Source organism: Novosphingobium aeonii, assembly GCF_052279045.1.
Taxonomy (GTDB): domain Bacteria; phylum Pseudomonadota; class Alphaproteobacteria; order Sphingomonadales; family Sphingomonadaceae; genus Novosphingobium.
In genome coordinates, this window is sequence record NZ_CP176832.1 from 941,732 (window position 1) to 961,541 (window position 19,810).

Sequence of the window (19,810 nt, forward strand, 5' to 3'; positions counted from 1 at the left end):
GATGCTTCGTTCTGTCTCGAAGATGGCTCCGCGCATCGTTTCCTGCAAGGCGCTTCTATTCGAAAATTGCTCGCTTCATGGGGGATAACCTCCCGTTTCGGCGCGCTGCCCGCGATTTGTCGCAGGCTTGCGACACACCTGAAATTTTCCTGCAAACAACATTTTAAGTCCGTTCAGCTTGCGGGGTGCAAACCTGAACTCACAGACCGACCAGGCCCCTTCGGGGATCATGGGTCGCTCGGTTCAAGGAGAAGCATAATGCGCAAGTTCATCATGGCCGCCCTGGCAGCAAGCGTCATCATTCCCGCAGCGGCGGTGCCGACCATGGCTTCGGCGCAGAGCGCCCGCGAAGTCCGCGAAAGCGCCCGCGATGTCCGCCAGAGCGAACGCCGCGTCGATCGCGACGTGCGCCGCGGCGATTACCGCGCGGCCGACAAGTCGCAGCGCCAGCTCAACCGCGACCGCCGCGAACTGCGCGAAGACTGGCGCGACTATCGCCAGGCCCATCGCGGCGATTACCGCCGTCCCGCCTATGTCGGCCCGCGCGGCTATCACTATCGCCCGGTCGCCGTCGGCCACCGCTTCCAGCCGTCCTACTACGGCAGCCGCTACTGGGTGAACGACTATGGCCGCTATCGCCTTCCCGCGCCGCGCGCCGGCCATCGCTGGGTTCGTTACGGCAATGACGTGGCCATGGTGAACATGCGTTCGGGCCGGGTCGTCACCATCCACAATGGTTTCTTCTGGTAAGAATACCGCCGCCGGGCTTGACCCGGGCGGGTCGCGGAGGGCCTCCGGCAAAAGCCGGGGGCCCTTTCCATGCGTGCCGTTCGTGCGCCGTCTGCGACAGGGCGATCTTGCGGCAGGGGTGGGCAAGCGGCTAGCCTTGCGGGCATGAGCAGGAAAACTCCCGCCGCCAGGATTCTGGCGCTCGCCCCCGTCCTGGCCCCCGTTCTGGTCCTTGGCCTCTCGCTGGCGGGCTGCAAGAAGGATGCCGCCCCGCCCGAGGCCACCGCTTCGGCGGAACCGGCGGAGGATGTCACCGCACCCGCAACGATGACGGTGGAGGACTGGATTCGCGCCAATCACAAGGATGCGCTCTCCACCGACCTCGGCAAGTTGCAGTACGCCGCCGCCGAGACCGACCTCGACGGCGACGGCATGCCCGAGGTGCTCGTCTATCTCGGCGGGCCGATGTTCTGCGGCACCGGCGGATGCAATCTCGTGGTGCTGAAGCGCGAGGGCGCCGATCTTCGCAAGGTGAGCGAAACCAGCGTCGTCCAGCTTCCGGTGGGCGTGCTGGAGAGCAAGTCCCACGGTTGGCGCGATCTGGCCGTCACCGTTTCGGGTGGCGGCATGGCGGAAGGTGTCTCGCGGCTGCGCTTCACCGGCAAAAGCTATCCCACCAATGCCAGCGTGGAAGTGAGCGCCGACGCGGAGCCGGTAAGCAAGCCGCTGATCGCGGAAGGCGCGCTCAAGCCGCTCGACTGATAAGCCAGCGGCGGAAGGCGGCGTTGACGGCGTCTGGCTGCTCCATCGGCGCCATGTGCCCGGCTCCCGCGATCACTTCGTAAGTGGCGCCGGGCAGGGCCTGCACCATTTCCTCGGCAAGCCGGGGCGGGGTGAGGGCATCGGCCGCTCCGACCATGACCATGGCGGGCACGGTGACGGTGGCGAGCGTCTCCAGCGAATCGGCGCGGTCGATGATCGCGGCCTGCTGGTCCATGTACGTGCCGAAACCCACGCGCTGGGCCATCTGCACGACCTCCTCGAACAGCGCTTCGGGGCATTCCGGCGCGACGAGCTGGCGCAGCGAACCGCGCAGCACGCTTTCGAAGCCGCGGGTCTGCGCGGTGCGGATCGCGGCGCGGCGCAAGTCCGCCTGTTCCGGGGTGTCCCCCCGCGCATTGGTGTCGACAAGGGCGAGGCGAAGCACCCGCTCGGGCGCGCGGCGCCAGATTTCCATGGCGACATAACCGCCCATCGAGAACCCGGCCACGGCGAACCGTGCCGGTGCCGCTTCAAGCACGCGGCTGGCCATCAGGGCGATCGAATCGTCCTTCAGGGTATCGCCGATGGAGATATCCGCGATCCCCGAAAGGCCCGAGACCTGCGCCTGCCAGACGTGCCGGTCGCAGGACAGGCCGGGGATGAGAACCAGTGCCGCCCGCTGTTCCGCCGCCCGCTCTTCCCTCACGGGTGGCCCGGGCTCAGCAGCCTTGCCGAGATCGCGTTGTAGCCGGCTTCGGTCAGTTCCACCGTCACCAGATCGCCCACCGCGACATCGCCGTCGAAATAGACCGACTGCAGCCATGGCGACTTGCCGAGCCACTGGCCGGGGAACTTGCCCTTGCGTTCCACCAGTACGTCGCAGGTCTTGCCGACCGAGGCCTGGTTGAAGGCGGTCTGGTCCCGGCCCAGCGCGGCCTGAAGGCGCAGGATCCGTTCGGTCATGACTTCGGCGGGAACCTGGCCTGCCATCGTCGCGGCGGGCGTGCCTGCGCGCGGGCTGTACTTGAAGCTGAAGCACTGGGCATAGCCGACCGCATCGACGAGCTTGAGCGTATCCTCGAACTCGGCATCGGTCTCGCCGGGGAAACCGACGATGAAGTCGCCGGAAAGGGCGATGTCCGGCCGCGCCGCACGTACCTTGTCCAGCACTTTGAGATAGCTTTCGGCGGTGTGGCTGCGGTTCATCGCCTTCAGCACCCGGTCGCTCCCCGCCTGTACCGGCAGGTGAAGGTAGGGCATCAGCTTTTCGACTTCCGCGTGGGCCGCGATCAGCCCGTCCACCATGTCGTTGGGATGGCTGGTGGTATAGCGGATGCGGGCGAGATCGGCGATCCCGGCCAGTTCGCGGATCAGCCCGTCAAGGCCGACGCGGCGCCCCCTGGCGTCCTCGCCGGTCCAGGCGTTGACGTTCTGGCCCAGCAGCATGATCTCGCGCGCGCCGGCGTCTACCAGCCGCTTCGCCTCGTCGACCAGATCGGCGTAGGGGCGCGAGACTTCGGCGCCGCGGGTATAGGGAACCACGCAATACGTGCAGAACCGGTCGCAGCCTTCCTGAACGGTGAGGAAGGCGGTGGGGCCCGAGCGCCTGCGTTTCGGCAGGGCGCCGAACTTGGTTTCCGCCGGCATGTCGGTATCGGTGACGCGGCGGCCTTCGCCGGCTTCGCGGATCATGTCGGGCAGGCGGTGATAGGCCTGCGGGCCGACCACCATCTTCACCGCGGGCGCGCGCTTCATGATCTCGTTGCCTTCGGCCTGCGCGACGCAGCCGGCAACGGCGATCAGCGGCGAGGACCCGTCGGCGCGGCGAAGGCGGCCGATATCGGAATAGACCTTCTCCGCCGCCTTTTCGCGGATGTGGCAGGTGTTGAGGACGACGAGATCGGCATCCTCGCCCTCGGGCGCGGCGGCAATGCCCTGTTCGGCGAGCAGTTCGGCCATGCGTTCGCCGTCATAGACGTTCATCTGGCAGCCGAAGCTCTTGACCCGGTAGGTCCTGGGATTCTGGGTGGAAGGCATGGCCGGGCGAATACACGCCTTCGCGCGGCTTTTGAAGGGGCGCCGCCGCGCGGTCGGAACGGTGCCGACTCAGGCATTTTGCGGTTGCAATATGAACAACTGTTAATGTTGGAGATTAACCGTTGTTCAGGCTGGAAATGAACCGTTGTTCATACTCGAAACCCACGGAATGCGCGGGCCTCCGTTCACCTGAGCAGAAGCACGACCGGCCAGAATCGCGTTGTCGGAAAAGCGCTGCTGGGCTTGGACAATTGCACAATTGTTAACAATCAGGAGAATTCCATGTCGCCGTCACTTTTGAAGCTTGCTCCCGCCGTCGTCGTCATGGTTGGCGCCATGGGTCTGGGCGGCTGCGCCAGCAAGGGCTTCGTGCGCGAACAGATCGCGACCGTGAACCAGCGCATCGACGGGCTCGACTCGCGTCTCCAGCAGACCGACGGCACCGCCAAGCAGGCTCTTGCCGAAGCGCAGGCTGCATCGGGCCAGGCCCAGAACAACGGCCAGCGCATCGACCAGCTCAACGGCCGCGTCGATGGCGTCGAGCAGCAGATGGCCCAGGCCCAGCGCAAGCGCGCTCGCAACTGACGGACCGCTTCTGACGGCACGTCCGGGGTTTCGCCCCGGACACTTGCCGGTTACAGGCTGACTATAAGCGTCGGCGCCGCTCCTGGCGCCGACCGTTCTTCCCGAGTGCTCCGATCGATGATGAAGGTGTTCCTGGCGCTGGTCGGTCTGGCCACGCTGGCCGTTGCCCCGGCCGCGCAGGCGGCGAATGCGCCCGCTTCCGCCACTACTGCCGCGAAGAAGGCCAAGGCGCCTGCCGGGAAGACCGGCACTTCTGCGAAGACCGCCGGGAAGAAGCGGGCGAAAAAGGCTGCCCCCGCACCGAAGCCGCCGATGGCGCGTTCCGAGGATACCGCGCGGGTCGCCGACTGGGTGGCCTCCTCCGGCGACAACCGTTCGCTGCCCTATGTCATCGTCGACAAGAAGTCCGCTGCGGTCTTCCTGTTCAATGCCAAGGGCGAACTGGTTTCCGAAGGGCCTGCGCTGGTGGGCATCGCCCTGGGCGACGACGCCACGCCCGGCGTCGGGGCGAAATCCCTTTCCGAGATCGGGCCTGCCGAGAAGACCACGCCTGCCGGGCGGTTCCTTGCCCGGTTCGGCTGGGCCGCGGGACGCCAGCGGGTGCTGTGGGTGGACTATGCGACCTCGGTGGCGCTTCACACCATTCCGCCCGCCAACAAGGAACACCGCCGCGACCGAATGCTGTCGCCCACGATCGAGGACAACCGGATCACTTTCGGGTGCATCAACGTCCCGGTCGCCTTCTACGGCAAGGTTCGCCCGCTGTTCGAGAAGAAGGGCGGATATGTCTATGTCCTGCCCGATACCAAGCCGATCGAGGAAGTGTTCCCGCGCCTGCGCGTCCAGGCATTCGTGAACGCCGGGGCTTCCTGATCCTGCGCTTTCCGGGGCGGCCGGGGCTCCCGCGAGGCGCCATCGCGCATCGCGGCGCGAGCGTGGCTCCGCAGGATTGACCGGGGTCTGCCCCGATCGGGCGTGCCGCGTAAACCCGTCCGTCCTCGTGCAGCCTGTTTCCCTTTCGCCGCACTTCGGCTATCCGCGCGCGGATGAGCGATAACCAGACCCTTTACGCCGCCTTCGCAGGCCACCTCAACGCCGCGCTCGATGCGCTCGAAGCAGCCGGCACGCTGCCCGGCGGCCTGAAGCGAAGCGCGATCACGGTCGAGCCGCCGCGCGATACTTCGCACGGCGATCTTTCGACCAATGCGGCGATGGTGCTCTCCAAGCCCGCCGGCATGAAGCCGCGCGACCTGGCCGAAGCGCTGGTGACGGAGCTGTCGAAGCTCGATTCGGTGACTTCGGCGGAGATCGCCGGACCCGGTTTCATCAACCTTCGCCTTTCCGACGCCACCTGGATCGCCGAACTGCGCGCGATCGGCGCGATGGGCGCGGACTATGGTCGCTCGGCCATGGGCGGCGGCGCCACCGTCAACGTGGAATACGTTTCGGCGAACCCCACGGGTCCGATGCACATGGGCCACTGCCGCGGCGCGGTCGTCGGCGATGCACTGGCGACTCTGCTGGAGTTCGCGGGCCACAAGGTCATCAAGGAATACTACGTCAACGATGCCGGCGCGCAGGTGCAGGTGCTCGCCCGCTCGGCGCATGTGCGTTATCGTGAAGCGCTGGGCCATGACGTCGGCGCGATCCCCGAGGGGCTCTATCCGGGCGAATACCTGATCCCGGTCGGCCAGCAACTTGCCGCCGAATTCGGCGACACTTACGCCGAAGCGCCGGAATCGGAATGGCTTGTGCTGTTCCGCGAGAAGGCCGTTGCCGCCATGCTGGTGATGATCAAGCAGGACCTCGCGCTGCTGGGCATCCATCACGACCTGTTCTCCTCGGAAGCCGAGCTTCAGGCCTCGGGCAAGCCGGACGAGGCCGAGGCATGGCTGCGTTCGAAGGGCCTCGTCTACGACGGCGTGCTCGAAGCGCCCAAGGGCAAGACGCTTGAGGACTGGGAAGCGGTGGAACTGCCGCTGTTCAGGTCCACCCAGTTCGGCGACGATCAGGACCGCCCGATCAAGAAGTCGGACGGCACCTGGACCTACTTCGGCGCCGACCTCGCCTACCACTTCCAGAAGGCCCAGAGCGCCGACGCGCTGGTGGACATCTGGGGTGCTGACCACGCAGGCACCGTCAAGCGCATCAAGGCCGCCGTGGCTGCCATGACCGGCGCCGATGGAGAACCCACGCCGTTCGAGATCAAGCTGGTGCAGATGGTCCAGCTCCTGCGCGACGGCGAGCCGGTGAAGATGTCCAAGCGTTCGGGCAACTTCGTCACGCTGGCCGAAGTCGTCACCGAAGTGGGCAAGGACGTCGTGCGCTTCACCATGCTGACCCGCAAGCCGGAAGCGCAGATGGACTTCGACTTCGCCAAGGTGGTCGAAGCCTCGAAGGACAACCCGGTGTTCTACGTGCAGTACGCCAATGCCCGCGTCCACTCGACCCTGCGCAAGGGTGAGGCCGAGGGCGGATTCAAGCCTTCGTCCGAGCACCTCGAACTGCTGGGCGCGGAAGAACTGGAGCTGGTCAAGCTGGCCGCGCAGTTCCCGCGCATCGTCGAAGCCGCCGCCGCCGCGCGCGAACCGCACCGCATCGCCTTCTTCCTCGGCGACGTGGCGGCCGCGTTCCACGGCTACTGGAATCTCGGCAACGACCGCGTCGAAAAGCGCTTTGTTAACGCCGCCGACGGTAATCTTACCAGCGCCCGGCTTTTCCTGGCGGCGCAGATCGGGCAGCTTGTCCGCAATGGTCTCGCGCTGCTGGGCGTCGAGGCAGTGGAGGAAATGTAAGCCATGGCGAACTGGGGCCAGAATCAGGAAGGCGGAGAGGATCGCAGGGGCACGTTTCACGACGACCTGAACGCGAACCGCTCCGGCAGCATCTCGGGCTACGACGAGCCCGGCCAGATGGAACCCGGCCAGATGGAACCCGGTAAGCTGGAATTGGGCGACGAGGATGTCCGCCTGCCCTGGCTCGAAGGCGAGGATGAGGAATTCGAAGACCAGCAGGGTGGCGGCTCAGGCCAGACCCTGCTGCTCGTCGCGCTGGCGGTCGTTGCCATTCTCGTCATCGTCGGCGGTATCTGGTGGGCTACGCGCCAGAGTTCGGAGCAGCCGCTGGTCGCCAGCGGCGGCGTGATCGAAGCGCCCAAGACCCCTTACAAGACCCGGCCGGAAAATCCCGGCGGAGACGTCGTGGCCGGCACCGGGGATACGAGCTACGCCGTCGCCGAAGGCCAGAGCCGCATCCCGCAGATCGGCCAGGGCGATACGCCGGGTCCGGGCTTCGACGGTCAGCCCGCCCCGCAGCCTTCGCCCGCCGCGAAGCCCGCCGCCAAGCCTTCGCCGGCTGCCAGCGCCGCGGCGAAGCCGGAACCGGTCGTGAGCGGTGTCGGCGTGCAGGTCGGCGCCTATACCTCCAAGCCCACCGCCGAAGCCGGCTGGAATGCGCTCAAGGTGCAATATCCCGCGCTCTCCGGCGTCAGCCACCGGATCGTCGAAGGGCAGGCGGACATCGGCAAGGTCTACCGTCTTCAGGCCGTACCGGGTGATCTCGCGGCAGCGCGGGCGCTGTGCAGCGGCATGAAATCGGCCGGGCTGAGCTGCCAGGTGAAGCAATAAGGCAGGGGAAAGCAGGGAGCTCCCGGCTTTCCGGGCTCCCCCGTCCCCCATGGCGGGGCGCCGGGGAGGGGGTTCTCCCTGTCCTGTCCACACTTCCCGAAGCCCGAATTCTTGCGAAAATCGCAGAATCCTGTGACCAAGCGCGCTTATGACACCCGCCATCTTTGGCCTTTCCGGGCTAACCCTCAGCGCCGACGAGCGCGCGTTCTTTCGCGATGCCGACCCCGCCGGCTACATCCTGTTCGGCCGCAACGTGCAGGACCGCGAGCAGCTTCGCGCGCTTACCGATGAACTGCGGACCATCCACGGGCGTGATCGGCTTTACATCACCATCGACCAGGAAGGCGGCCGCGTCGCGCGGATGAAGCCGCCGGTATGGTGCGCCTATCCGCCGGGCGAGGTGTTCGACAGGCTTTACGACCTCGCCCCCGCCAGTGCGATCGAGGCGGCGCGGGACAATGCCGAAGCGCTGGGGCTCGACCTTGCGGAAGTGGGCGTCACCGCTGATTGCCATCCGCCGCTCGACGTGCGCCATCCCGGCGCGCACGACATCGTGGGAGACCGCTCCTTCGGCGCCGACCCGATGCGCGTTGCCGCGCTCGGTCGCGCCACGCTTCAGGGCCTTGCCCGCGCCGGGATCGTCGGCTGCGTCAAGCATATCCCCGGCCACGGCCGCGCCATGGCGGACAGTCACAAGGAACTGCCGACCGTCGAAGCCGGCGAAGAGGAACTGGAACGCGACATCGCGCCGTTCCGCACACTGAAGGACGCGGCGTTCGGAATGACCGCGCATGTGCGCTACACGGCCTGGGATGCGGAAAATCCGGCGACATTGTCTCCCGTGGTGATCCGGGAGATCATTCGCGGGCGCATCGGCTTCACCGGCCTGCTGATGAGCGACGACCTCGACATGCAGGCGCTGTCCGGCAGCGTGCCCGAACTGGCCGAGCGCGCGATCGCCGCGGGCTGCGACCTGGCGCTCAACTGCTGGGCGAAGATGGACGACATGGTCGGCATCGCCAATCGCGTGCCGGCTATGCCGGTGCAGGCGGCAGAGCGGATGGAGCGTGCGCTGGCCTCGGTCGCCGGTGCGACGCCGACGGGCACTCACGCCAAACTTCTCGCCCGGCGCGATGCCTTGCTGGCGCAGGCGGCCTGAGCATGGACGCGCCTTCGCAGCTTTCCCTTGACGTTTCCGCCGTCGATGCCGGTTGGGATGGAGAGGAACGGGCCGAAGCCCGCAAGGAAGCGCTCTATCTGGAGATCGACGGCTGGGAAGGGCCGCTCGACCTGCTGCTCGACCTTGCGCGGCGGCAGAAGGTGGACTTGCGCCGTATCTCGATCCTCGAACTGGTCGCGGCTTACCTCGATTATATCGAGCAGGCCGAAGCGCTGCGGCTGGAACTGGCGGCGGACTATCTGGTGATGGCGGCCTGGCTTGCCTACCTCAAGTCCGCGCTGCTGCTCCCCAAAGAGGAGCAGGCCGATCCGGGGCCGGAAGAACTGGCCTTGCGCCTGCAGCTGCGACTGCAACGCCTGGGTGCGATGCGCGAGGCGGCAGCACGCCTGATGGGGCGCGATCGCCTTGGCCGCGATGTCTTCGTGCGCGGCGCGCCGGAAGGTCTCAGGGTGGAGCGCAAGTCGGCCTGGCAGTGCTCTTGGTACGACCTCGTGCGCGCTTATGGCGATGTGAAGGTGCGCAGCCAGCCGGTGGTCCACATGGTTCGCGAACGCATGGTCATGACGCTGGACAGCGCGATTGCCCGCGTATCCTCGATGCTGGGCGTATCGCTGGAGTGGATGGACCTGCGCGATTTCCTTCCCCCTGCGAGCGAAAGCTGGGCCAACCCGCAACTGCGCCGCTCCGCACTGGCCTCCAGCTTCGTCGCCGCGCTCGAACTGGCGCGTACCGGCAGGGCCGAGATCGCGCAGGAACGGACCTTCGGGCCGCTTCGCCTCAAGGCCTGCAAGTAAGATGACACAATCCATGGATGACCTACTCCGCGCGGTGGAGGCGACGCTGTTCGCCGCCGAGCAGCCGCTGACGGTCGAGCAGATATCGAACCACCTCGGACAGGCGGAGGTCCGCTCCGCGCTCGTCCAGCTTCAGGCGCATTACCAGGGGCGCGGCGTGCTCCTGGTGGAACGCGGCAAGCGCTGGCATTTCGAGACCGCGCCCGATCTTGCCCATCTGCTGCGCCGCGAGAAGGAGGACGTGCGCCGCCTTTCCCGCGCCGCCACCGAGGTGCTGGCGATCGTCGCCTATCACGAGCCGGTCAGCCGCGCCGAGATCGAGGCGATTCGCGGCGTGCAGACGGCCAAGGGCACGCTCGACGTGCTGATGGAGGCGGGCTGGGTGCGCGTTGCCGGCCGCCGCGAGGTGCCGGGGCGTCCGGTGATCTACGCGACGACGCCGGATTTCCTGGCACATTTCGGGCTCGGCTCCTTGCGGGAACTGCCGGGGCTGGAGGAACTGCGCGCGGCGGGCCTGCTCGATCCTGTGGATGACGAGATGATCGAAACCGCGCTGCGCCCCGGCAAGGTGCCCGGCGAGGACGAGGAAGCGGCGGCCGATGCCGCAGAGGACGGCGACGACGCGGACCTCTCCCCGGAAGATGACCGCTGAGCGACTGCACTTGGTCAGATCAATGACGGACTGGCAAGTTCGCGCCAAAGTGCCTAGATGGACCCTATGCGATCGGAATCGGTCGCACGGTTTTTGGAGTTGAGGTTATGGGTAGCTTCTCGATCTGGCACTGGATGATCGTCCTGGTGATCGTGCTCGTGCTGTTCGGACGCGGCCGCGTGTCGGAAATCATGGGTGACTTCGGCAAGGGCATCAAGAGCTTCAAGCAGGGCATGAACGAGGAAGAGGCGAGCAAGACGCCGTCCGCTTCGGCCCCGCAGATCACGGCTCAGCAGCCCGACGCTCCGGTTGCTCCGGCGAACGCCGAGAACAAGACCGAGCAGTCGTAAGAACGCGCCGGACCCGCTCTCGCGATGTTCGACGTAGGTGCTTCAGAGCTGCTTCTGATCGTCATCGTGGCGGTCGTTGTCATCGGGCCGAAGGACATGCCCCTGGCAATGCGCACGGCTGGCCGCTGGATCGGCAAGATGCGCAAGATTTCCGGCCATTTCCGTGCAGGCATCGACGCCATGGTGCGCGAGGCCGAACTGGAGGACATGGAACGCAAGTGGCGTGAACAGAACGAAGCCATCATGAAGGCGAATCCGGTCTTGCCGGATATCAACGACATGCAGGCTCCCACTGCTTCGCCTTCGATCCCGCAGCTTGCCGAAGACAAGCCGGTTGCGGATGGCCCGGTTACGGATGCGGGGGCCGACAAGGGCGGCCCCGCCAAGCCCGAAACCGTCTCTTCCAGCGGGAAGGCCGAATTCCACCTCCCGCCGCCGCCCCCCTGATAGAAGCGCGCCATGCAGCCATTCCGCATTTCCGATATCGACGATTCGCAGGCTCCGCTGCTCGATCACCTGATCGAACTGCGGGCCCGTCTGCTGCGGGCTTTCCTCGCCTTTGCGGTAGCGTTCGGCATCTGCTTCTACTTTTCCGGCGACATCTTCTCGTTCCTCGTCCGGCCGTTGACCGAAGCGTTCCCGCCGGGGCAGGGCAAGCTGATCTACACCAAGCTCTACGAAGCCTTCTTCGTCGAGGTGAAGATCGCGCTGTTCGCGGCCTTCTTCGTCAGTTTCCCGGTCATCGCCAACCAGATCTGGGCTTTCGTGGCGCCCGGCCTCTACGCCAAGGAAAAGAAGGCGTTCCTGCCGTTCCTGGTGGCAACGCCGATCCTCTTCACGATGGGCGCGGCGCTGGCCTACTACGTAGTCATGCCCACCGCGTTCCACTTCTTCCTCGGTTTCGAGGGGCAGAAGGGCGGCCTCAAGCTGGAAGCGCTGCCCGGTACCGGCGATTATCTCGCGCTCGTCATGCAGTTCATCCTCGCCTTCGGCATCAGTTTCCTGCTGCCGGTGCTGCTGATGCTGCTTAACCGCGCCGGGATCATCACCCGCGCGCAGTGTGTCAGTGCGCGTCGCTATGCCGTTGTCGCCATCTTCATCATCGCAGCCGTGGCGACCCCGCCGGACGTCGTTTCGCAGCTCCTGCTCGCGGTGCCGCTGCTGGCGCTCTACGAAGGCACGCTGCTGTTCATGTGGTTCACCGAAAAGCGCGATGCGCGCGAAAAGACCCCGGAAGAGGCAGAAGCCCCTGCCGAGAGCGGCACGCCGGTCGCCTGAACCTCCGGCAATATCCTGAACGCCTGAGGCAAGGGGATCTGGCTCCCCTTGCCGGGCTACGCGGCGGGGTTCACTTTCCCGCCTCGTCCTTGGCCGGGATCACGCGGTCCTTGGACGCCGACCATGCCAATTGACCGCCGATCCACGTTTCAAGCACGCGGGTAGCGCGAAGCTTCTCGGGCGTGGCCAGCATCGGGTCGGCATCGACGAACAGAAAATCGGCCCGATATCCCTTGGCGATGCGACCCAGGCGATCCTCCGCGAACATCGCGTAGGCTGCCCCGGTTGTATAGGCATTGAGCGCGGCTTCGCGGCTGAGCGCTTCCTGCGGCTGCCAGCCGTTGAAGGGCTGCCCGTCTGCCCCCTGGCGGGTGATGGCAACGGCAAGGCCGACGAAAGGCTGCGAAGGCTCCACCGGCGTGTCGGAACCGAAGGCCAGCGTTGCCCCCGCTGCCGCGATCGATTTCCACGCATAGGCGCCGGCAAGGCGGTCAGGCCCGAGCCGGGCTTCCGCCATCGTGCGGTCCGAAGCTTCATGCTGGGGTTGCATGGAAGCTATCGTGCCGAATTTTCCGAAGCGGGCGATATCCGCAGGGTCCACGATCTGGGCATGTTCGATGCGCCAGCGCCGGTCGCCCTTGTAGGTCGCCGACAAGTCCTGGATCGAATCGAGCACGGTGGCGTTGGCCTGGTCGCCGATGGCGTGAACGGCGACCTGGAAGTGGTCCATCGCCGCGCGGCTCATGAGATTGCCGAGCTGGGTCTCGTTCAGGCGCGGAAGGCCCTTGTTGTTCGGCGCATCGGCGTAGGGCCGCTTGAGCCAGGCCCCTCGCGAACCCAGCGCACCGTCGAGGTAGAGCTTCACCCCGTTCATCTTCAGCCGGTCTTCATAGAGCCACGGCGTGGGGCGGGGGCCGCCGATCAGCGCCATGTTGTCGATGCCGTCGGCATAGCTGACGATGCGGATGCGCAGGTGCCCCGAATCGGCGGCACGGCGCATGGCCTGCCAGTCCTCGATCGAAGTGCCCATGTCCGCGATCGCGGTGACTCCCTGGGCGAGCAGAGCAAGCTGCGCTTCGCCAAGGGCGGTGTCGCGGTCCTCGGGGCGGGGCTTGGGCAGCTTCGTCTCGATCAGCGGCATGGCGCCGTCCACGAAGACGCCGGAGGGCTGCTTGCCCCCGGTGATGCGCAGGATTTCGCCGCCGGGCGGGGTGGCTGTCGTCGCGGTGATGCCGGCGGCCGAGATGGCGGCACCGTTGGCCCAGCCGGCATGGCCGTCCACGCGGGTCAGCCAGGCGGGCCTGCCGCCCGTCACCCGGTCGAGTTCGGCGGCGGTGGGCATGCGGTCCAGGCCCCATTGTACCTGGTTCCACCCGCTGCCGAGGATCCACGGCGCGTCCGGGTGCGCCGCAGCCCAGGCGGCGACGCGGGAAAGCGCCTCGTCGAGCGATTTCGTGGCCGAGAGGTCCAGCGTCATCTTCGCGAAGCCGGTGCCCATGACATGGCCGTGCGCATCTATCATGCCGGGCACGATCACGCGGCCCTTACCGTCCACCTGATAGTCGACCTTCTTGGGCCGCTTGTCGCCATGGCGGTAGACTTCGGCGATGCGGCCGTCATTGGCGATCAGGAAGCCTTCGAAGCGCTCCACGCCGCCCTTGCCGTCGGGCGTGACGCCATCGACGTTATCGACGAGAACGTCGGCATGGGCTTTCGAGGCCAGCACCGGGGATGCGGCGATGGCCGTGGAGGCGAGCAGCAGCGCGAAGGCTGCGCCGTTCCGTGAATTCACTTGCTGCCCTTCTTCGGGAGGCGCTTGATGATGGCGCTGGTATCGAGACGGCCGCCGCCCTGTGCCTGGATGTCGGCGAAGAACTGGTCGATCAGCGCGGCAACGGGAAGCGAGACGCCGAGCCCGCGTCCCTCATCAAGGCTGAGGCCGAGATCCTTGCGCATCCAGTCGATCGCGAAGCCGAAATCGAAATCGTCGGCGTTCATCGAGTGCCAGCGATTGTCCATCTGCCAGGACTGCGCCGCGCCGCCGGAAATCGCCTCGTAGACCTTGTCCATGTCGAGATGGGAGGCCTGTGCGAAGCGCACGGCTTCGGCCAGCGCGGCGACATTGCCGGCGATGCAGATCTGGTTGGCCATCTTGGCGATCTGGCCGGAGCCCGCCTTGCCGACGTGGACGATGCGGCTGGAATAGGCCTCCATCACCGGATGCGCGGCTTCGACGGCTTCATCGCGGCCGCCGCACATCAGGGTGAGCGTGCCCTTTTCGGCGCCGATCTGCGATCCGGTCATCGGTGCGTCCACGCAATGGATGCGCAGGTCCCGCGCCTCGACCGAGATCTGGCGGGCGATGCGTGCCGAGACGGTGGTGTGATCGATGAACACGCCGCCTTTCTTGAGCATGCGGAACACGCCGTTCGGGCCGAGCACGACTTCCGAGAGATCGTCGTCGTTGCCCACGCAGGTTATCACCACGTCGGCGTCCTGCGCCGCATGGGCAGGGTTGGCGGCAATGCGATGGGCAAGGCCCGGATTGTCTTCGGACCACTTGCGCGCCCGCTCGGGCGAGCGGTTGAAGATGGTGAGTTCGTGTCCGGCCAGCGCGATATGCCGCGCGATCGCGCCGCCCATCACACCCAGCCCGATGAAGGAAACCTTGCGTTTTTCGCTCATGGCAAGGGTTCTAGCGGTTTTTGCACGAAAGCAAACCGCAAGCGGGATCGAATCTGTTCGTTCCGGGGTGGAACATGCGCCTGCACGGCGTCAACGGCGAGCGGCGTTGCGATCTGGGCATGTCTTCGGTAGCGGCATTCCGGACAATAATATTACCCGGTTGATCGCGGCCGGGAATTTTTCCGAACGCTTTGCTTTCCATTTGTCCCGCTTTCCGTTAGGCGCGGCGCCATGGAACAGCCATTGCTCAAGATCGCCGCGGAGCCTCAAGAGGCCCTGCTGACTGCCGAAGACATTCGTGCGGCGGCCGAGCGCATTATCGGCAAGGTCGTCCACACGCCGACGCTCTATTCGAAGACGCTCAGCGCGATCACCGGCGCCGATATCTGGCTCAAGTTCGAAAACCTCCAGTTCACCGCCGCCTACAAGGAACGCGGCGCGCTCAATGCCCTTCTTCTGCTTGACGACGAGCGCAAATCGCGAGGCGTGATCGCGGCCTCGGCTGGCAACCATGCGCAGGGCCTGTCCTATCACGGCACCCGGCTCGGCGTGCCGGTTACCATCGTGATGCCGCGCACCACCCCCACCGTGAAAGTCATGCAGACCGAGAGCGTGGGCGGGAAAGTGGTCCTGGAGGGTGAGAGCTTCGATGAGGCTTATGCCCATGCCCGCAAGCTGGAAACCGAACTCGGCCTGACCTTCATCCACCCCTTCGATCATCCGCACGTCGCCGCAGGGCAGGGCACCGTCGCGCTTGAAATGCTGGAGGACGTACCGGAAATCGATACGCTGGTGCTGCCGATCGGCGGCGGCGGCCTTGCCACCGGGATGGGTACGGCCGCCCGCGCGATCAAGCCGGATATCCGCCTCGTCGGTGTCGAGGCGCAGCTCTATCCCTCGATGTACAACCTGCTCAAGGGCACCAGCCTGCCGATCGGCGGCGATACGCTGGCGGAAGGTATCGCGGTCTTCGCGCCCGGCCAGTTCACCTCGTCGGTGCTGCGCGAACTGCTCGACGAGTTCCTGCTGGTAAGCGAATCAGGCATCGAGAGCGCGCTGGCGCTCCTGCTCCAGATCGAGAAGACGCTGGTGGAAGGCGCCGGCGCCACCGGGCTCGCGGCGGTCATGGCCAACCGCGAACTGTTCGCGGGCCGCAAGGTGGGCATCGTCCTGTCGGGCGGCAACATCGATACCCGTCTGCTGGCGAACGTGCTGCTGCGCGACCTTGCCCGCTCCGGCCGGCTTGCGCGCCTGCGGATCGGCCTTCAGGACCGTGCCGGCGCGCTGTTCAAGGTCGCCAAGGTGTTCCACGAGCATAATGTCAACATCATCGAGGTGTTCCACCAGCGCATCTTCACGCACCTGCCCGCCAAGGGCCTGGTGACCGAGATCGAGTGCGAGGCGCGCGACAAGGCCCAGCTCGACGCGCTCGTCGCGGGGCTGCGGCGTGAAGGCTACGAAGTGAAGCAGGTCGAGACCGAGTAGTTATCGGCCCGAACGGCATTCATCCGGATCAACGCAAAAGGCGGCGGAGGGGCATTCCCTCCGCCGCCTTTTGCTTTTTTCGGACAAGCGGCAGTGTTAACTGTGTGGGCCATATCTGCTAACGGTCACAGGCTGGAAAGAACCGATCCGGGACAACCTGACGAAAACGGAACCCACTTGGTCACGATTCAGGCGAGGCTGAACCGGATTCGTGGTTAAAACGCTTTCAACAGCCCCATCGGCTATGCATATTCAGGGCTAACGCGGAGAATCCCCCGGGAGGGGCGGCTTTCCATCAGTCTAGAGGATAACCTTCGTCCGTGACGGCACCAGTTCGTTTTCCCCGGTTCTTCGTGACCAGCCCGGCCCCGTGCCCCTATCTGCCGGGCCGCAGCGAACGGAAAGTGTTCACCGAACTCAAGGGCCCTCACGCCGATTCGCTGAACGACGCGCTGGGCCGCATCGGCTTCCGCCGCAGCCAGACGGTGGCCTATCGCCCGTCCTGCCTCGATTGCAACGCTTGCGTCTCGGTGCGGGTGGTCGCGGATGAATTCGTCGCCTCCAGCACCCAGAAGCGCCTGATGAAGCGCAACGGCGATCTGGTCGCCACGGTCTGCCGGCCATGGTCCACCAGCGAACAGTTCGAACTGCTCCAGAGCTATCTCTCGGTGCGCCATCCCGAAGGCGGGATGACCTCGATGGACGAAGTGGACTTTGCGGACATGGTCGAACATACCCCCGTCACCAGCTACGTCATCGAGTATCGCGAACCTTCGGTGGACGGCGTTACGCCGGGTCGTCTCGTCGGCGCCTGCCTGACCGACCGCCAGTGCGACGGTCTGTCGATGATCTACAGCTTCTACGATCCCCATCACGAAGCGCGGCAGGGGCTGGGGACCTACATCATCCTCGATCATATCCAGCGTGCCACCGAGATGGGGCTATCCTACGTCTACCTTGGTTACTGGGTCGAAGGCTCGCCGCGGATGCAGTACAAGGTGCGCTTCCGCCCCATGGAAAAGCTCGGCCGCACCGGATGGGAGCGTCTCGCCGCCGAGGATCAGGAACGCCTGATCGCCGCCGCCGTGGCCAATCCCCGCAGCCGTGCCGACGTGGGCGAAGGTGTGCGCAAGGACGGCGTGCCCTCCATCGCCCAGTAAGCGCGGTATCCTTCAGGCGAGGGCGTAAAGCTTGGCTTCGTCCTCGCGCCTGCGTTTCAGGCCTTCCAGCACCTTGCCGTCATTGTAGATCCATTTCCCGAACTGCGCCGCCGCTTCGGCGAAGCGGCCCTCCCTGTGCAGGCGGGTGAGCGTGGCCTTGGCGATGGCCCCGGTGTTGTAGTGGAAAGAGACCAGCGCATTGAACTGGTTGGGCGTGGTGGCCGCGCCGCCGATTGCCGTGCGGACCTGGCGGACGTAACGCTCGATCTCGCTTTCGAACCGGGCGTCACACTGAGCCTGCGTCCAGACTGTGCCCGGACCGATATCGGTGCCGGTCGATCCCCAGCCGATGGTCCAGGGCTTGCCGTCCCTGCTGCCGGGATCGGGGTAGGCTTCGAAAAGGCCATCGGCGCGGCGCCTGGCGCAACCCTCCCATTTGTGGATCAGCGCGCGGCCGGACGCGCCGAGGGTGGGAACGGCGGCGGCGGGCGGTTCCTCGCCCAGTCCCCGGTCGATCGCGGCGTCCAGCGCGATGACGTCGGCGGCGGTGAACCCGCGGCCGAGCAACTGTCGAACTTCGTCGAAAATCGGCTTGCGATCGAGCATCTGCCTCTCCTTGCTGGTGGGAAAGGCCGATCAAGTAAGCCGGACCGGGGGGTGTAGGAAAATGGTTTTTACAGGCGCGGGCCCGATCAGAGCTTCTTCAGCACACCGTTGACCGGGATCGCGATGCTGGAACCGCCCGCCACGGGATCGCCGTCGAAGCTCGCCTGCGTGCCGTCCTCGGCGGTCACGGTCACGGTAGGGCCGGCCTGCGTGAAGGTCAGGGTGCCGCCGCCCAGCGTGGGAATCTCGATCTTGCCGTCCTTGCTGGCCTTGATGGCCGCGGAAATGTCCTGCGGCGTCATGTAGCCGGTCAGCATGTGGTCCTTGATGAGCGCGGCAAGGGCGGCATGGTCGTCCGCCTCGGTAAGCTTCTTGGCCGGATCGCCCAGCTTCGCGAAAGCGTCGTCCTCCGGCGCGATAAGGGTATAGCTGGCCTTCTCGCGGAACACGCCTTCGATGCCGGTTTCCTTGAGCGCTTCGGCCACGGTCTGCAGCCCGTCCGTATTGTCGAGCGCATCGGGCAGCGATGCTGACGCCGGCGTCGTGCCATCCGCCGCGGACGTCGCGCCGGCCTGTTCCCCGGCGCCGTCCTTCCCCGAACAGGCGGCAAGCGAGAGCCCCGCAGCGGCGAGCAGCACGATTCCGATACCTTCCTTGCGCATGTACTTCCTCCAGTAACGCCGGTCAGGCGAGCAGTTCGATAGCCGCCCGGACAAGGCGTGTGGCCGGATCGAGCTGGTAGATATAGCCGTCGCTGTAGCGGTAGAGTGCGTCCGTCCCGTCCGAATACTGATCGCGGTAGCCGTAGGGCACGTTGTAGACGTCATAGCCCGCTGGCATGGCCTGGCCGACCTGTACACGACTGCCGACGAGCAGCGCGGCAATTCCGGTGATCGCGGCATTTTCGGGTTTCACCCGGTAGATCGTGTTGTCGTAGTAGCGATAGGAGCCTTCGGAACCGAGGCCGTAATAGCTCGTGTAATAGCCCGGCAGCGCTACCGGCTTGTAGGTTCCCGGCCAGTTCCGCCCTACCGCCAGCGCACCGCCCAGCAGGGGTACGTAGCTGGCCACGGAATTGCCCGTGCCGATGCGCAGCATGTAGCCGTCCGCATAGCGATAACGCGTCTCGTCGTCATAGCCGCGCGAGAACCAGCCGGGGTCATGCCATGCATGGCTGGGAGGATGCGTTTCGGCGGGGAGCTTGCAGCCGGCGAACTTCCGATCGAGCCCAGGCGGGCAGCCATTGAAATGCGGCTGCCTGTCGGCGGCGGCCCATCCCATGTCGTCCTTCCGGGTGACGACCCGTACCCGGTCGTTGGTGGGGACGCGGAATTCGCGGCCATGTGCGTCCTTGTAACCGATCTCGCGGATATCCTCCCGGCGCGCGGGCTGGCCCGGCCGTGGGGTTTCCGGGCGGGCGCCGTCAGGCTGGCGCTCGTTGTTCTTTTTCATTTGCTCGGGATGGGACTGGCCAGGCTGTTTGCGCCGCGCCTGATCCTGCTGGCGCTGCTCTCGCCGGGCGGTTTCGCGGTTTTGCGCCTCGGCGGATGCGCGCTGCTCCGGGCTCGTGCGGCCCGGCTGGTCGCGGCTGGACTGCTCCCGATTCCCCTCCTCTCGACTCCCCTGTTCGCGAGGTGCCTGATCCCGAGGGGGTGCTTCCTTGCGGGCTTGCTCGGCGTGCTGCTGTTCGGAGCGTTGCTGCTGTTGGCGGGCTTCCGGTCGATCGGGCCGGCGCCCGCTCTCGGCAGGCCTATCTCCCGAAGGCCGATCTCCGGCAGGCTGGGCAACGGCAGAACCGGCGGCAAGCGCCAGAGCGGCAGCCCCCGCAAGCCATGTGCAATTCCTGGGCATCGCTGCTTCTCCTTTTCGGCGAAGGGAAAC

21 protein-coding genes are annotated in these 19,810 nt (G+C 66.1%); 14 read left to right on the top strand and 7 right to left on the bottom strand.

All coding sequences use genetic code 11. The features are described 5' to 3' along the window. Positions 1–258 precede the first annotated feature (258 nt). A complete protein-coding gene (locus ACLIMP_RS04780) occupies positions 259–750 on the top strand; it encodes an RcnB family protein (RefSeq protein WP_054436949.1) in 492 nt (163 codons plus the stop codon). A 144-nt stretch (positions 751–894) separates the two neighbouring features. Next, positions 895–1,491 (top strand): COG3650 family protein, encoded by a 597-nt coding sequence (locus ACLIMP_RS04785; protein WP_054436952.1) that lies wholly within the window; start codon positions 895–897, stop codon positions 1,489–1,491. Here the strand turns inward: ACLIMP_RS04785 and ACLIMP_RS04790 are convergent. Further along, positions 1,475–2,197 (bottom strand): alpha/beta fold hydrolase, encoded by a 723-nt coding sequence (locus ACLIMP_RS04790; RefSeq protein ID WP_324697874.1) that lies wholly within the window; start codon positions 2,195–2,197, stop codon positions 1,475–1,477. The two genes, ACLIMP_RS04785 and ACLIMP_RS04790, sit on opposite strands and share 17 nt — an antisense overlap. After that, positions 2,194–3,528, bottom strand: coding sequence for a tRNA (N6-isopentenyl adenosine(37)-C2)-methylthiotransferase MiaB (gene miaB, locus ACLIMP_RS04795; protein WP_185998140.1), 1,335 nt, complete (start codon positions 3,526–3,528; stop codon positions 2,194–2,196). Before miaB ends, ACLIMP_RS04790 begins: the two co-directional genes overlap by 4 nt. Positions 3,529–3,810: 282 nt before the next feature. Between miaB and ACLIMP_RS04800 the strand changes: the two genes are divergently transcribed. From ACLIMP_RS04800 to tatC, 10 genes are all read left to right on the top strand, one after another. Beyond that, positions 3,811–4,113: a hypothetical protein gene (locus tag ACLIMP_RS04800; RefSeq protein ID WP_054436956.1), complete on the top strand. Its 303-nt coding sequence runs from the start codon at positions 3,811–3,813 to the stop codon at positions 4,111–4,113. 117 nt (positions 4,114–4,230) lie between these two features. Further along, positions 4,231–4,986, top strand: coding sequence for a hypothetical protein (locus tag ACLIMP_RS04805; protein WP_324697877.1), 756 nt, complete (start codon positions 4,231–4,233; stop codon positions 4,984–4,986). 173 nt (positions 4,987–5,159) lie between these two features. After that, on the top strand, positions 5,160–6,908 hold the full coding sequence (gene argS, locus ACLIMP_RS04810) for an arginine--tRNA ligase (RefSeq protein ID WP_324697879.1): 1,749 nt from the start codon (positions 5,160–5,162) through the stop codon (positions 6,906–6,908). A 3-nt stretch (positions 6,909–6,911) separates the two neighbouring features. Continuing rightward, on the top strand, positions 6,912–7,739 hold the full coding sequence (locus ACLIMP_RS04815) for an SPOR domain-containing protein (protein WP_324697881.1): 828 nt from the start codon (positions 6,912–6,914) through the stop codon (positions 7,737–7,739). Positions 7,740–7,887: 148 nt separating this feature from the next. Next, positions 7,888–8,898 (top strand): beta-N-acetylhexosaminidase, encoded by a 1,011-nt coding sequence (gene nagZ, locus ACLIMP_RS04820; protein WP_324697883.1) that lies wholly within the window; start codon positions 7,888–7,890, stop codon positions 8,896–8,898. A gap of 2 nt (positions 8,899–8,900) precedes the next feature. Next, the gene (locus tag ACLIMP_RS04825) at positions 8,901–9,713 is read left to right on the top strand and encodes a segregation and condensation protein A (protein WP_324697885.1); all 813 of its coding nucleotides are present in this window, start codon (positions 8,901–8,903) and stop codon (positions 9,711–9,713) included. Between the two features lies 1 nt (position 9,714). Further along, positions 9,715–10,365 carry an SMC-Scp complex subunit ScpB gene (gene scpB / locus ACLIMP_RS04830; RefSeq protein ID WP_185998137.1) on the top strand — a complete coding sequence of 217 codons (651 nt, stop codon included), beginning with the start codon at positions 9,715–9,717 and terminating at the stop codon, positions 10,363–10,365. Between the two features lie 107 nt (positions 10,366–10,472). Next, positions 10,473–10,715: a twin-arginine translocase TatA/TatE family subunit gene (locus ACLIMP_RS04835; protein WP_185998136.1), complete on the top strand. Its 243-nt coding sequence runs from the start codon at positions 10,473–10,475 to the stop codon at positions 10,713–10,715. Between the two features lie 24 nt (positions 10,716–10,739). Further along, a complete protein-coding gene (gene tatB, locus ACLIMP_RS04840) occupies positions 10,740–11,162 on the top strand; it encodes a Sec-independent protein translocase protein TatB (RefSeq protein WP_324697888.1) in 423 nt (140 codons plus the stop codon). Between the two features lie 12 nt (positions 11,163–11,174). Next, a complete protein-coding gene (tatC, locus tag ACLIMP_RS04845) occupies positions 11,175–11,993 on the top strand; it encodes a twin-arginine translocase subunit TatC (RefSeq protein ID WP_054436971.1) in 819 nt (272 codons plus the stop codon). Between the two features lie 70 nt (positions 11,994–12,063). Here tatC and ACLIMP_RS04850 read toward each other — a convergent pair whose 3' ends face one another. Both ACLIMP_RS04850 and ACLIMP_RS04855 read right to left on the bottom strand, forming a co-directional pair. Further along, on the bottom strand, positions 12,064–13,755 hold the full coding sequence (locus ACLIMP_RS04850; RefSeq protein WP_420719873.1) for an amidohydrolase: 1,692 nt from the start codon (positions 13,753–13,755) through the stop codon (positions 12,064–12,066). Between the two features lie 26 nt (positions 13,756–13,781). Further along, positions 13,782–14,678: an NAD(P)-dependent oxidoreductase gene (locus ACLIMP_RS04855; protein ID WP_054436973.1), complete on the bottom strand. Its 897-nt coding sequence runs from the start codon at positions 14,676–14,678 to the stop codon at positions 13,782–13,784. Between the two features lie 231 nt (positions 14,679–14,909). Between ACLIMP_RS04855 and ACLIMP_RS04860 the strand changes: the two genes are divergently transcribed. Both ACLIMP_RS04860 and ACLIMP_RS04865 read left to right on the top strand, forming a co-directional pair. Then, entirely contained in the window at positions 14,910–16,163 is a 1,254-nt protein-coding gene (locus ACLIMP_RS04860) for a threonine ammonia-lyase (protein WP_132469862.1), read from the top strand. A 320-nt stretch (positions 16,164–16,483) separates the two neighbouring features. Further along, the gene (locus tag ACLIMP_RS04865) at positions 16,484–17,323 is read left to right on the top strand and encodes an arginyltransferase (RefSeq protein WP_185998134.1); all 840 of its coding nucleotides are present in this window, start codon (positions 16,484–16,486) and stop codon (positions 17,321–17,323) included. Positions 17,324–17,335: 12 nt separating this feature from the next. Here the strand turns inward: ACLIMP_RS04865 and ACLIMP_RS04870 are convergent, their stop codons facing one another. The 3 genes from ACLIMP_RS04870 to ACLIMP_RS04880 all read right to left on the bottom strand — a co-directional run bounded on the left by ACLIMP_RS04870 (position 17,336) and on the right by ACLIMP_RS04880 (position 19,780). Further along, positions 17,336–17,929, bottom strand: coding sequence for a lysozyme (locus tag ACLIMP_RS04870; RefSeq protein ID WP_054436978.1), 594 nt, complete (start codon positions 17,927–17,929; stop codon positions 17,336–17,338). A gap of 86 nt (positions 17,930–18,015) precedes the next feature. Then, on the bottom strand, positions 18,016–18,591 hold the full coding sequence (locus tag ACLIMP_RS04875; protein WP_324697893.1) for a fasciclin domain-containing protein: 576 nt from the start codon (positions 18,589–18,591) through the stop codon (positions 18,016–18,018). A 22-nt stretch (positions 18,592–18,613) separates the two neighbouring features. Continuing rightward, on the bottom strand, positions 18,614–19,780 hold the full coding sequence (locus ACLIMP_RS04880) for a hypothetical protein (RefSeq protein ID WP_443478078.1): 1,167 nt from the start codon (positions 19,778–19,780) through the stop codon (positions 18,614–18,616). Between the last annotated feature and the right edge of the window lie 30 nt (positions 19,781–19,810).